This is a genomic window from uncultured Flavonifractor sp. (genome assembly GCF_944385615.1).
Taxonomy (GTDB): domain Bacteria; phylum Bacillota; class Clostridia; order Oscillospirales; family Oscillospiraceae; genus Flavonifractor.
Genome location: NZ_CALWXV010000007.1, coordinates 14766 through 26588 on the forward strand (window position 1 = coordinate 14766; position 11823 = coordinate 26588).

Genomic DNA, 11823 nt, shown 5'->3' on the forward strand with positions numbered 1-11823 from the left:
GGCGGGGGTCTGGAACGAGAGAGATTGAAGGAGAAAGACATCATGGAGCCGATGACCATACGAGAGATCATGGAAGCGGTAGGGGGCAGCCTGTTGGGTGAGTTCGGGGATCTGAACCGCACCGTGAGCCGGGTGGAGACCGACAGCCGGACCATCCACCCCGGGTCCCTGTTCATCCCCCTGGTGGGAGAGCGCTTTGACGGCCACGCCTATATCAACGCCTCTCTGGAGGGGGGCGCGGCGGGCTGCTTCACCCAGCGGGAGCGGGATAGTTACCTACCTGGCAAGTTCTATATCAAGGTGAAGTCCACCCACCGGGCCCTGCGGGATCTGGCCAAGTACTATAAGCAGAAGTTTTCTGTTCCCGTGGTGGCCATCACCGGCTCGGTGGGCAAGACTACCACCAAGGACATGGTGGCGGCGGTGCTGGGGGAGAAGTACAACGTCCTCAAGACCGAGGGCAACCTGAACAACGACATCGGGGTGCCCATGACCCTGCTGCGTCTGAAGCCAGAGCACCAGATCGCCGTGCTGGAGCTGGGCATGAACCACGCCGGGGAGATAGAATATCTCTCCGCTATCGTAGAGCCGGACATGATCCTGATGACCAATATCGGCGACTCCCACATCGAACATTTCGGCTCCCGGGAGAAAATTCTGGAGGCCAAGAGCGAGATCTTCCACTATGCCAAGCCCAATGCCATGGCCATCCTCAATGGGGACGACCCGCTTCTGAACACGCTGCCCGGCAAGCTGCCCTATCGCTTTGTGCGGGTAGGCGCGGGGGAAGGGCTGGACTACCGGGCGGTGGATCTGGTCAGCGACGGCAGAAGCCGCATTGCCTGTAACGTAGAAACGCCTGACGGAGCCTTCCGGGTGGAAATTCCCGCTCTGGGGGACCACATGATCTATCCCACCCTGATGGCGGCAGCGGTGGGGCGGCAGTTCGGCCTCACCGACCAGGAGATTGCTGATGGGGTCCTCCACTTTGCTCCCACCAAGATGCGGATGAACATCCTCCAACGGGGGGACGACATCACCATTCTCAACGATACCTACAACGCCAATCCCCAGTCCATGCGGGCGGCGGTACAAGTGCTCTCCAATGCCAAGGGGGAGTATAAGGTGGCGGTGCTGGGCGATATGTTTGAGCTGGGGCCTCTGGCCCCCGCCCTCCACGCCGGTATCGGCGAGTATCTGGCCAAGGCCGGTATCCACTGTCTGGTGGCGGTGGGTGAGCTGTCCAAGCACATCTACAATGCGGCCAAGGAGGCAGGGGTGCCCACCTGCTGGCACTGTGCCGACAAAGCGGAGGCCAAGCCGGTGCTGGACGATGTGGTCCGGCCCCATGCCACCATTCTGGTGAAGGCCTCCCGGGGCATGGCTCTGGAGGAACTGGTGGATTACCTGCTCACCATCACGAAAGAGGCGTAAAGTAAGAAAAGCCTTCCCCCCGATCGGGGGGAAGGCGGCTGACGCTGTCGCTTATCCAAATAAACGTTTCAGATTTTCCTGGAAAGGCGGGTAGATAACCCCCTTCTCGGTGATGATGCCGGTGACCAGGCTGTGTGGTGTCACGTCGAAGGCCGGGTTGTACACCTCCACCGTGGCCGGGGCGGTCTGGACCCCATACAGGGTGCGCACCTCATTTTTGTCCCGCTCCTCGATGGGGATGCCGCTGCCATCCGGGATGGTGAGGTCAATGGTGGAGCAGGGGAGGGCCACATAGAAGGGGACCCCATGGTGGTGGGCATTGACTGCCACCGAGTAAGTACCGATTTTGTTGGCAAAGTCTCCGTTGGCCGCCATCCGGTCGCAGCCCACCACCACCATGTTGATCTTGCCTTTGGCCATCAGGCTGGCCGCCATGTTGTCGGCAATAAGGGTGGCGGGAATGTGGTCGGTGACCAGCTCATAGGCAGTAAGCCGGGCGCCCTGAAGCAGGGGGCGGGTCTCATCGGCGTAAACCATATCCACCTTACCCTGCTCGTGGGCGGCACGGATGACCCCCAGTGCGGTGCCATAGCCGCTGGTGGCCAGGGCCCCCGCGTTGCAGTGGGTGAGGATATGGGCATGGTCCGGCACCACGGAAGCGCCGTAAAGCCCCGTTGCCTTACACATAGCCACATCCTCCTGATGGATGGCAATGGCCTCTGCAATCAGGGTCTCCGGGTTGTCGCCGCAGTCGCCGGCCTTGCGCTCCATCCGGTCCAGAGCCCAGAACAGGTTGACCGCCGTGGGACGGCTGGCGGCCAGCACGGCCTTGGCCTGCTTCAGATCCTCTCCGGCCAGCGCGGCCAGGCAGTAGGCATAGGCGGCGGTGACGCCGATGGCGGGAGCGCCCCGCACTACCATGGTGCGGATGGCGTCGGCCACCGGCCGGTAATCGGTGTAGGGGAGCCAGATCTCCTCCACCGGAAGCTTTGTCTGATCCAACAGATAAAGGGTTTTTCCTTCCCAGCGAATCGCGTCCATAGGAAAGGCCTCCATTCTTTTTTGATTCCGATCCGATACACAGGATACTATATCACAACGCAGACCAGGAGTAAACAAAAGATGATCGATATCGCAGTCTCGAACCTGTCTAAAGAGTTCGAGGTAGGCAAAAAAATATTGGACGGCCTTACCTTCCAGATCGACCAGGGGGAGCGGGTGGGCCTGCTGGGCAAAAACGGCGCCGGCAAGACCACCCTCTTCAAGATCCTCACCGGCGAGCTGGACTGGGACGACGGCGAGGTCCACATTGCCCCAGGCAAGGGGGTGGGACTCATCTCTCAGATCCCGGTGTACCCTCCGGACTATACTGTGGAGGACGTGCTCCAAACCGCCTTCCAGCGGCTCCACGATATGGAGCAGGAGATGGCCGATCTGACCGCCCGCATGGGACAGGACAGCGACCCCGCCCTGCTGCGGCGGTATGACGCCCTCACCGCCGCCTTTGAGGCGGGGGGCGGCTACGATACAGTTACCCCTCTCAACAAGGTGTGCAACGGCCTGGAAATTTCCCAGGACATGCGGGCCCAGCTGTTTTCTTCCCTGTCCGGCGGGGAGAAGACCCGAGTCAATCTGGCCCGGCTTATTTTGGAGGATACCGATATTCTGCTGCTGGACGAGCCCACCAACCATTTGGATCTGAGGGCCACCGAGTGGCTGGAGGAGTATCTGGACCGGTATAAGGGCACTGTTCTTGCCATCTCCCACGACCGCTGGTTTCTGGACCGGGTGGTCAAGCGGGTCATTGAGATCCAGGAGGGCAAGGCGGAGTTTTATGAGGGCAACTACAGCTTCTATGTGGTAGAGAAAGAGCACCGCTACCAGGAGAAGCTGAAGCAGTATGAGAAGGAGCAGGCCAAGATCGGACAGCTGGAAAAGGCGGCTGAACAGCTGCGGATCTGGGCCTATTCCGGCAACGACAAAACCTTCAAGCGGGCCCAGTCCATGGAGAAGCGGATCGAGCGTCTGCGCACCACCGATAAACCCACCAAGGAGCGCCGACTGGATATCCGCTTCGGGGAGCGGGAATTCCGAGGGGACGAGGTACTCACCATCAAGGAGCTGAAGAAGTCCTTTGACGGGCGCACCCTCTTCGACCATGTGAACCTGGAGGTGGTGGGGGGCGAGCGCATCGCCCTGCTGGGGGACAATGGCACCGGCAAGTCCACCCTGCTGAAGATTCTGCTGGGGGAGGAGGAGCCGGACAGCGGGAAGCTGCGGATGGGACCCACGGTAAAGGTGGGCTACTTGCCCCAGATCATCCATTTCTCCCACCCGGAGCGCAATCTGGTGGACACCATGATCTATGACCAGGACTGCTCCACCCAAACCGCCCGTAACCGGCTGGCCGCCTTCAACTTCCGGGGGGAGGACGTGTTCAAGCCGGTGTCCGCCTTGTCCGGCGGGGAGCAGAGCCGCCTGCGGCTGTGCATGCTGATGGACGAAAAGATCAATCTGCTGATTCTGGACGAGCCCACCAACCATCTGGACATCGCCAGCCGGGAGTGGATCGAAGACGCAGTGAGTGAGTACGAGGGCAATCTGCTCTTTGTCTCCCACGACCGCTATTTTATCAAGCAGTTTGCCACCCGGATCTGGATGCTGGAGGACGGGAAGATCATCGACTTCCGGGGTACCTTTGAGGAGTTCCGGGCCGCCCGGGAGCGGGCGAAAAATGCCGCACCTACTCCGGCCAAGGTAGAGCCTGAGAAGTCCAAGAAGGAGAAGCCCAAGCGCCCCGGCGGCACCAAGGAGCTGGAAAAGCAGGTGGCGGCCGCCGAGCGGGCGGTGGCCAAGGCGGAGGAGCGGCAGTATGAGCTTTCCCTGAAGGCGGAAGAGGTGGCCTCCAACTATCTGGAGCTGCAAAAGGTGTACGAGGAGCAGAAGGCCCTGGAAGAGAAGATCGCCACGTTATATACAAAATGGGAGACTCTGGCGGCGGAGCTGGAAGAGGCCAAAGGATAACGATGAAAAAGAGACAGAAACAGTATTATCACCCCTATGAGGGGAAGCGGGGGAAACCAGTTTGGCTGCTGGCGCTGCTGGCGGTGGTGCTCCTGTTTGTGCTTGGCTTTGTGGTGCTGCTGGGGCTGGTTCTGTCCGGCAGCCACGATGAGATCACCGGAGAACCCAAAGTTATGGTGATTTTGGGCTGCAAGGTGGAGTCCTGGGGACCGTCAATTTTGCTTCAGGACCGGCTGGACAAGGCCCTGGACTACCTGGAAGACCACCCGGACCTGACTGTAGTGGTATCCGGGGGCCAGGGGGCGGACGAGCCTATGAGCGAGGCCCAGTGTATGTATGACTATCTCACCGCCCACGGGGTAGACGGCAGCCGGATTCTGCTGGAGGACCAGTCCCACAACACCTGGGAGAACCTGCGCTTTACCCGGGCGCTGCTGGAGGAACAGGGCGTGGACGCCAGCCAGATGGTGGTGGTGTCCAACGGTTTCCATTTGACCCGGGTGCGGATGCTGTGGAGCCGGGTATGGGATGGGGAAACTACCCTGTCCACCTTGGCGGCCCCCAGTTCTCATGTACCGTCCCGGTTGAAGATGTACATTCGTGAGCCCTTTGCTCTGGCCAAGTCATTTCTGTTCGATAGGTGATAGAATTTGGATATGCTGCAAAAACTAAATGCTCTGGACCTGCGCTTTGCAAGCATCGAGGCCCAGTTAGGGGCGGGGGAGACCTATGAGGACCCGGCCCTGGTGGCCAAGCTCAACAAGGAACAGCGGGAGCTGGAGACGGTGGTCACTGCCTACCGTGCCTATCTGCGCCGGAAACAGGACCTGGCCGACGCGGAGGAGCTGATGGGCGACCCCGATATGAAGGAGCTGGCCCAGGAGGAGTACCAGCAGGCCAGGGAGGATATCGTCCGGCTGGAGGATGAGATCCGTATTCTGCTGCTGCCCCGGGACCCCAACGACGACAAAAATGTCATCGTGGAGATCCGGGCCGGAGTAGGGGGGGAGGAGGCCGCCCTCTTTGCTCACTCCCTGTTCCGCATGTACTCCATGTACGCCGACAGCCGCCGCTGGAAGGTGGAGGTGGACTCGGTAAATGAGACCGAGTTAGGCGGCGTCAAGGAGATATGCTTTACCATTGAGGGGGACGGGGCTTACTCCCGCCTGAAATTTGAGAGTGGAGTCCACCGGGTCCAGCGGGTACCCGAGACAGAGTCCGGCGGACGTATCCACACCTCCACCGCCACGGTGGCGGTGCTGCCCGAGGTGGACGAGGTGGATTTTGAGCTCAACCCCGCCGACATCGAGATGCAGGTCTTCCGCTCTTCCGGTGCAGGTGGCCAGCACGTGAACAAGACCTCCTCTGCAGTGCGGCTCATCCACAAGCCCACCGGAACCGTGGTGGAGTGCCAGCAGGAGCGTAGCCAGTTTCAGAACCGGGACAAGGCCATGCAGATTCTGCGTTCCCGGCTGTACGAGGAGAAAGTGCGGGAACAGGAGCAGGCCGTCACCGACGAGCGCCGCAGCCAAGTGGGTACCGGTATGCGCAACGAGCGCATCCGCACCTATAATTTCCCACAGGGACGGCTCACCGACCACCGGATCGGTCTGACCCTATATAAGCTGGAAAATGTGATGAACGGCGACCTGGACGAGATCATCGACGGGCTCATTACCGCTGACCAGGCCGAGCGGCTGAGAGCCCGGGAGCAGGACGGTTAAGACGAACGAAAAAACAGGGCGGGCCGCAGGCCCGGCGGCATTTTTTGCCCGCCGCAGGCTTACCGTCCGCAGCGGAGGGCTCGAAGCGTGACAAATGAGCGGCTGCGCAACAGCCAGGACACATAAGCACACAGGAGGAACACAACCATGGAACTGATTATCCATTTCAATACCCTGCCGGAGCGTCTGACCCTGGATATGGTCAAGGACGACCTGGCCGGTCTGCTGGAAGACGACGGCTGGCTCACCGGCTCCGGCCCAAACTATCTGGAGCTGGAACTGGAGGATGAAAAGGTCAACCCCAAATATGGCATTCTCACCGTGAAGGGTTATCTGCAAAAAGCGGAATTTGCTCCTGATACCACCATTGAGCTGGCGGGTACGCCGGTGGGTATCTATGAATAACAAAGGAGACGGTTTGGTATGAAAAAGGCCATTGGTATCCTGCACATCCTCTCCGGCGCCGCTCTGCTGGCGGCGGGAATCCTGACGGTGGTCCAGCGGGGCTGCCATCGCCGCAGACGGCGGCGGTTCTGAGAAAGAGGGGATCAAGGTGCACACGCAGCGATTGAGCGCGGCAGATATTGCCCCGGCGGCGGAGATTCTCCGCCGGGGCGGTCTGCTGGGCATTCCTACCGAGACGGTGTATGGTCTGGGGGCCAACGGGCTGAACAGTGAAGCGGTGGCCCATATTTTTGAGGCCAAGGGCCGCCCCCAGGATAATCCCCTGATTCTCCATATCCCCTCTGCCGACTGGCTGGAGCGGTACTGTGAGGACATTCCAGAGGCAGCTTACACCCTGGCCCGCCGCTTCTGGCCGGGACCCCTGACTATGATCCTAAAGCACAAATCCATCGTGCCCGCCGCCGTTACCGCCGGTCTGGACACAGTGGGGATGCGCTGTCCCGCCCATCCGGTGTGCCGGGCCATCATTGCCGCCGCCGACCTGCCGGTGGCTGCGCCTTCGGGCAATACCTCCGGCCGGCCCAGTCCCACCAATATGGCGGATATGCTGGAGGATATGGACGGCAAGATCGACGGCATTGTGGATGGAGGACCCTGCGTTGTGGGCGTGGAATCCACCATTATCGATTTGACCGAGCAGCCCCCACGGCTGCTGCGGCCCGGCGGCATCACCCTGGAGCAGCTGGAGTCGGTATTGGGAGAGGTGGCAGTGGACCCGGCGGTGACCCGGCTCATGGGGGCGGGGGAGCAGCCCAGGGCCCCAGGCATGAAGTACCGCCACTATGCGCCCAAGGCTCCGGTGACAGTGGTTCAGGGCGCGCCGGAGGCGGCGGCCCGATACATCCAGACCCATCTGGCCCCGGGCGATGGGGTGATCTGCTTTGACGAATATGCCCCTTTGTTTGAGGGCCACCTTATGGAGCAGCTGGGTCCCAGTACCGATATACCCGAGCAGGCCCGGCGGGTGTTTGATGCATTGCGCTGGTTTGACGGTACGGATGTTCAGCGCATCTGGGCTCAGTGCCCCGATGCCGCCGGTCTGGGACTGGCGGTATCCAACCGGCTGAGTAAAGCGGCGGGGTTCCATATCATCCGGGCGGAGAAATTCTGTTAATATACAGGGTCATCTACTCAACAAAAATAAACTTTTGTTAAGTAGATGACCCTGTAGTAAAAAAATTAAAATTTTTTTGTAGACCGTGAAAGGATTGCCGCCTTCCGCTCGTATTACAGGTGAAGTCCTAAATGACTCTATCAGATGATCGGGAGGAAATGACGATGAAAAAGCTTTTAATTGGTGCTACTGTAACTGCTCTGGTGCTGAGCGCGGGCGCTACCACCGCCTTTGCCGCCGGCGGGCGGCACCACGGTATGCGGGTTGTCTCCAATGTGGGGCAGGGAAGCGGCCTCTGCCAAAGCGGCTACAGCTGCTTTGTGGATACCAATGACGACGGCGTATGCGATTATCATGGCAGTAATTGCCGGTATGTGGACGCTGATGGAGATGGTGTGTGTGACAATCGGGGCACCGGTCTGGGCGTCAATTATGTGGATGCCAATGGAGATGGTGTATGCGACAATCTGGGTACCAGCTGTCACGATCGGCAGAGTTGGGGCGGCGGTCACCACGGCCGCTGGTAAGTAGGAGCGCCGGTTTGGGCCGGAGGGGAGATGAAGGGGCTCCATGCGCGGCGAAGAGGAGACCAACCAGGCCATTGAGCGGTACGGAGATACTGTGCGGCGGCTGTGTATGATCCATCTGAAAAATGAAGCGGACACCCAGGATATCTTCCAGACGGTGTTTCTGAAATATCTGCTCCACGACCGGCCCTTTGAGAGCAGAGAACATGAAAAAGCCTGGTTTATTCGGGTCACCCTCAACGCCTGTAAGGACCTGCTGAAAAGCTTTTTTCGCAGCCGCACCGTTCCACTGGAGGAGCTGACCAACAAGGCCGCCGATCTGACCGACGAGGCTCGGGAGGTACTGAACGCTGTGTTGGCTCTGCCCCAGAAGGAGCGGGATGTGGTATACCTCCACTATTATGAGGGCTACACAGCCCCGGAGATAAGCCGGCTGCTGGGTAAAAATGTGAATACCATCTATACCAACCTGGCCCGGGCCAGAGAGCGGCTGAAGGAACTGCTGGGGGGTGAGGTCCATGGATGAACGGCTCAAACAGGCCTTTGACCAGATCCACGCTGAAGAAGGGGTGAAGGCAGAGACTCAGGCCTATCTGAACCGGGCCAGAGCCAGGAGCCGGAGCCCAAAGCGGTATTTGGCTATGGTTGCCGCCTGTCTGGTCTTTCTGCTGGTGGGACTGGGTGGATACCAATTTTACTTTACACCTACCACCATCCTCAGCATTGATATCAATCCCTCCGTGGAGCTGGGGGTCAACCGCTTTGACCAGGTGGTCAGCGTCCAGGCCTACAACCAGGATGGGCAGGAGCTGGCGGATAGTTTGGAACTGAAATTCCTGGACTATCAGACGGCGCTGGAGCGTTTACTGGCCAGCCAGAGCGTGGCGGGCCGTCTGGCCCAGGGGGAGCTACTGTCCATCACAGTGGTGGGAGAGGACAAGGACCAGAGCAGTCGGGTATTGGCGGGGGCTCAGGCCTGTACCGCCGGGCAAGAGAATGTCCAGTGCTGTCACGGAGACATGGAGGTGCTGGAAGAGGCCCATCATGCCGGGCTGTCTATGGGCAAATATCAGGCCTTTCTGGAGCTCCAGGCCCTGGACCCCACCATTACCACCGATGATGTGGCCGGTTTGACCATGCGGCAGATCCGGGACTGGATCGCCGCACTGGAGAGCGGCGGTACTGCTGAGGAGCAGGAGAGCCAGACCGGCGGTTCCGGTGGACGGGGACACGCTGGAAACGGTCATGGTCATCACTACGGCTGGGGTGGATATGAGTAACAGGATCGGGACGGCAGAAGCTTGCCGTCCCGATTTTTCGTATCTGGAAAAAATCCGTTTCCAATAGACGGAGGACTGTGGTATACTAACAAAGGCTGTAAGCGTAGGGGAGAGAGCGCCACAATTTACAAATCGCTCACAAACCACTTGCGCAGTGTGGTATACTAACTGCTGGAGGCGAAAGACCATGAAGCGCATCGGCATCACCGGTCCCACTGGAGCGGGCAAGACCACAGCACTCCATGCATTGACCGCCCTGGGGGTCCATGTCATCGACGCCGATGAGGTGTATCACAGCCTGCTGGCCCACAGCGTCCCCATGAAAGAGGCCCTTGTTGGGCGATTTGGTCCAGCCATTCTGGATACCCAAGGCCGGATCGACCGAAAGGCCCTGGGGAGCGTGGTGTTCGCGGACCCTGATGCTCTGGCCGATCTGAACGCTATTACCCACCGGTTTATCATCGAGGAAATCGACCGGCAGGCGGCTCAGGCGGAGGCGAAGGGGCGGCCAGCGGTGGCCATCGACGCCATTGCCCTCATTGAGAGCGGCGTGGGGGAGACCTGTGATGTTGTGGTGGGGATTCTCGCCCCCAAGGAGGTCCGCATCCGCCGCATCATGGCCCGAGAGGGCATTTCGGAGGACTATGCCCGCAAGCGGGTGGAGGCCCAGCAGGGGGATGATTTCTTTCGCGCCCACTGCACCCACATCCTGGAGAATGGGGAGGGCTCGCCGGACACATTCGGTGCCCGTGCCCTGACTCTGTTTCAAACGCTGATCCGATAAAAGTTTTGATATAGGAGGAAACACACATGGAAGAGAAGCAAAAGACCCCTGGTGAGCTGCGGCGGGAAGCCCTGCTCTATCAGCCCAAGAACGGCTATGACCGCCTGCCCGCGGCGGAAGAGGCGGATCTGAACGCATATTGCGAGGACTACAAGAAGTTCCTGGACGCCGGTAAGACCGAGCGGGAGTGTGTGGACGAGACCATCCGCTTGGCCGAGTATCACGGCTTCAAGCCCTTTACCCGTGGTATGGACATCCAGCCCGGTGACAAGCTGTACCGGGTAAACCGTGGTAAGTCAGTCACGCTGGCTGTCATCGGCAGCCGCTCTCTTAGCGAGGGCGTGAACATCGGCGCGGCCCACATTGATTCTCCCCGGCTGGACCTGAAGCCCAATCCCCTCTATGAGGACGCCGAGCTGGCCTTCCTCAAGACCCACTACTATGGCGGCATTCGCAAGTACCAGTGGGTCACCATCCCCCTGGAGCTCCACGGCGTCATCGCCCTGAAGGACGGCTCTACGGTGAAGGTCGCCCTGGGCGCTGGGGCAGATGAGCCCCGGTTCACCATTGACGATCTGCTGCCCCACCTGGGAGCGGAGCAGTCCAAGAAGCCTCTGGGAGAAGCCATCCCCGGTGAGAGCCTGAATTTGCTCATCGGCAGCCGTCCCTTTGGAGGCGATGAGGGCAGCGATCGGGTCAAGCTGGCCATTATGGACCTGCTGAACCAGAAGTACGGCATCGTGGAGGAGGATTTTATCTCCGCCGAGCTTTCCGCCGTCCCCGCTTTCCAGGCAATGGATATCGGCTTTGACCGCTCCCTCATCGGCGCCTACGGCCATGACGACCGGGTGTGCGGCTTTGCCGCTCTGGCTGCTCTGTTTACCCTCGGCACCCCGGCCCGCACCGCTATCTGTATGCTGTCCGATAAGGAGGAAATCGGCTCTGTAGGTGTTTCCGGCATGAAGTCGGCCAACTTTGACACCTTTATGAGCGATTTGTGCGACGCCCAGCGGGTACCCCTGAAGGCTTGCTATGAGAAGTCCTTCTGCCTGTCCGCCGACGTGACCGCCGCCTTTGATCCCAACTTTGCTGATGTATACGAAAAGCGCAATAGTGCCCGGATCAATTACGGCATGGGTCTGTGCAAGTATACCGGCGCCCGGGGCAAGTCTGGCGCCTCCGATGCCTCCGCCGAGCTGGTAGCCTACACCCGCAAGGTGCTGGATGCCGCCGGTGTGGTGTGGCAGATGGCCGAGCTGGGCAAGGTGGACGCCGGCGGCGGCGGTACCGTGGCCTGCTTCATGGCCGAGCGGGACATCGACACCATCGACGCCGGTGTGCCTGTACTGTCCATGCACGCCCCCTTCGAGACGGTGTCCAAGCTGGATTGCTATATGACCTATAAGGGTATGAAGGCGGTCTACGAGGCCGAATAAATCCCATAAAATCCATCAGGGGCCCGGATCAGACG

The 11823-nt window shown here is 60.1% G+C and carries 12 protein-coding genes; 11 read left to right on the plus strand and 1 reads right to left on the minus strand.

Features of this window, described 5'->3' with window-relative positions; genetic code table 11:
• Positions 1 to 42 precede the first annotated feature (42 nt).
• Positions 43 to 1434 carry a UDP-N-acetylmuramoyl-tripeptide--D-alanyl-D-alanine ligase gene (gene murF, locus Q0J75_RS03515; protein WP_297196834.1) on the plus strand — a complete coding sequence of 464 codons (1392 nt, stop codon included), beginning with the start codon at positions 43 to 45 and terminating at the stop codon, positions 1432 to 1434.
• A 51-nt stretch (positions 1435 to 1485) separates the two neighbouring features.
• Here the strand turns inward: murF and mtnA are convergent, their stop codons facing one another.
• Entirely contained in the window at positions 1486 to 2475 is a 990-nt protein-coding gene (mtnA, locus tag Q0J75_RS03520; RefSeq protein WP_297196837.1) for an S-methyl-5-thioribose-1-phosphate isomerase, read from the minus strand.
• An 81-nt stretch (positions 2476 to 2556) separates the two neighbouring features.
• Between mtnA and abc-f the strand changes: the two genes are divergently transcribed.
• From abc-f to Q0J75_RS03570, 10 genes are all read left to right on the plus strand, one after another.
• Positions 2557 to 4458, plus strand: coding sequence for a ribosomal protection-like ABC-F family protein (gene abc-f / locus Q0J75_RS03525; RefSeq protein WP_297196839.1), 1902 nt, complete (start codon positions 2557 to 2559; stop codon positions 4456 to 4458).
• A 2-nt stretch (positions 4459 to 4460) separates the two neighbouring features.
• Complete coding sequence (locus Q0J75_RS03530; protein ID WP_297196841.1) at positions 4461 to 5102, plus strand: YdcF family protein; 642 nt, start codon at positions 4461 to 4463, stop codon at positions 5100 to 5102.
• A 12-nt stretch (positions 5103 to 5114) separates the two neighbouring features.
• Entirely contained in the window at positions 5115 to 6182 is a 1068-nt protein-coding gene (gene prfA, locus Q0J75_RS03535) for a peptide chain release factor 1 (protein WP_297196843.1), read from the plus strand.
• A gap of 147 nt (positions 6183 to 6329) precedes the next feature.
• Positions 6330 to 6587 carry a hypothetical protein gene (locus tag Q0J75_RS03540; protein WP_297196846.1) on the plus strand — a complete coding sequence of 86 codons (258 nt, stop codon included), beginning with the start codon at positions 6330 to 6332 and terminating at the stop codon, positions 6585 to 6587.
• 148 nt (positions 6588 to 6735) lie between these two features.
• Positions 6736 to 7761 (plus strand): L-threonylcarbamoyladenylate synthase, encoded by a 1026-nt coding sequence (locus Q0J75_RS03545; RefSeq protein ID WP_297196848.1) that lies wholly within the window; start codon positions 6736 to 6738, stop codon positions 7759 to 7761.
• Positions 7762 to 7925: 164 nt separating this feature from the next.
• Positions 7926 to 8288 (plus strand): hypothetical protein, encoded by a 363-nt coding sequence (locus tag Q0J75_RS03550; protein ID WP_297196850.1) that lies wholly within the window; start codon positions 7926 to 7928, stop codon positions 8286 to 8288.
• Between the two features lie 43 nt (positions 8289 to 8331).
• Positions 8332 to 8814 carry an RNA polymerase sigma factor gene (locus Q0J75_RS03555; protein ID WP_297196852.1) on the plus strand — a complete coding sequence of 161 codons (483 nt, stop codon included), beginning with the start codon at positions 8332 to 8334 and terminating at the stop codon, positions 8812 to 8814.
• Positions 8807 to 9568: an anti-sigma-I factor RsgI family protein gene (locus Q0J75_RS03560; protein WP_297196854.1), complete on the plus strand. Its 762-nt coding sequence runs from the start codon at positions 8807 to 8809 to the stop codon at positions 9566 to 9568. The genes Q0J75_RS03555 and Q0J75_RS03560 overlap by 8 nt, the downstream gene beginning before the upstream one ends.
• Before the next feature lie 187 nt (positions 9569 to 9755).
• Positions 9756 to 10352: a dephospho-CoA kinase gene (gene coaE, locus Q0J75_RS03565; RefSeq protein WP_297196856.1), complete on the plus strand. Its 597-nt coding sequence runs from the start codon at positions 9756 to 9758 to the stop codon at positions 10350 to 10352.
• A 26-nt stretch (positions 10353 to 10378) separates the two neighbouring features.
• Positions 10379 to 11788 (plus strand): aminopeptidase, encoded by a 1410-nt coding sequence (locus tag Q0J75_RS03570; protein WP_297196858.1) that lies wholly within the window; start codon positions 10379 to 10381, stop codon positions 11786 to 11788.
• The last annotated feature ends 35 nt before the right edge of the window (positions 11789 to 11823 follow it).

Bases quoted from the DNA above. Each gene is read 5' to 3' on its own strand.
- murF (WP_297196834.1), top strand. From the start codon at position 43: ATGGAGCCGATGACCATACGAGAGATCATGGAAGCGGTAGGGGGCAGC.
- Q0J75_RS03550 (WP_297196850.1), top strand. From the start codon at position 7,926: ATGAAAAAGCTTTTAATTGGTGCTACTGTAACTGCTCTGGTGCTGAGC.
- coaE (WP_297196856.1), top strand. From the start codon at position 9,756: ATGAAGCGCATCGGCATCACCGGTCCCACTGGAGCGGGCAAGACCACA.
- abc-f (WP_297196839.1), top strand. From the start codon at position 2,557: ATGATCGATATCGCAGTCTCGAACCTGTCTAAAGAGTTCGAGGTAGGC.
- mtnA (WP_297196837.1), bottom strand. From the start codon at position 2,475: ATGGACGCGATTCGCTGGGAAGGAAAAACCCTTTATCTGTTGGATCAG.
- Q0J75_RS03570 (WP_297196858.1), top strand. From the start codon at position 10,379: ATGGAAGAGAAGCAAAAGACCCCTGGTGAGCTGCGGCGGGAAGCCCTG.
- Q0J75_RS03560 (WP_297196854.1), top strand. From the start codon at position 8,807: ATGGATGAACGGCTCAAACAGGCCTTTGACCAGATCCACGCTGAAGAA.
- Q0J75_RS03530 (WP_297196841.1), top strand. From the start codon at position 4,461: ATGAAAAAGAGACAGAAACAGTATTATCACCCCTATGAGGGGAAGCGG.
- Q0J75_RS03555 (WP_297196852.1), top strand. From the start codon at position 8,332: ATGCGCGGCGAAGAGGAGACCAACCAGGCCATTGAGCGGTACGGAGAT.
- prfA (WP_297196843.1), top strand. From the start codon at position 5,115: ATGCTGCAAAAACTAAATGCTCTGGACCTGCGCTTTGCAAGCATCGAG.
- Q0J75_RS03540 (WP_297196846.1), top strand. From the start codon at position 6,330: ATGGAACTGATTATCCATTTCAATACCCTGCCGGAGCGTCTGACCCTG.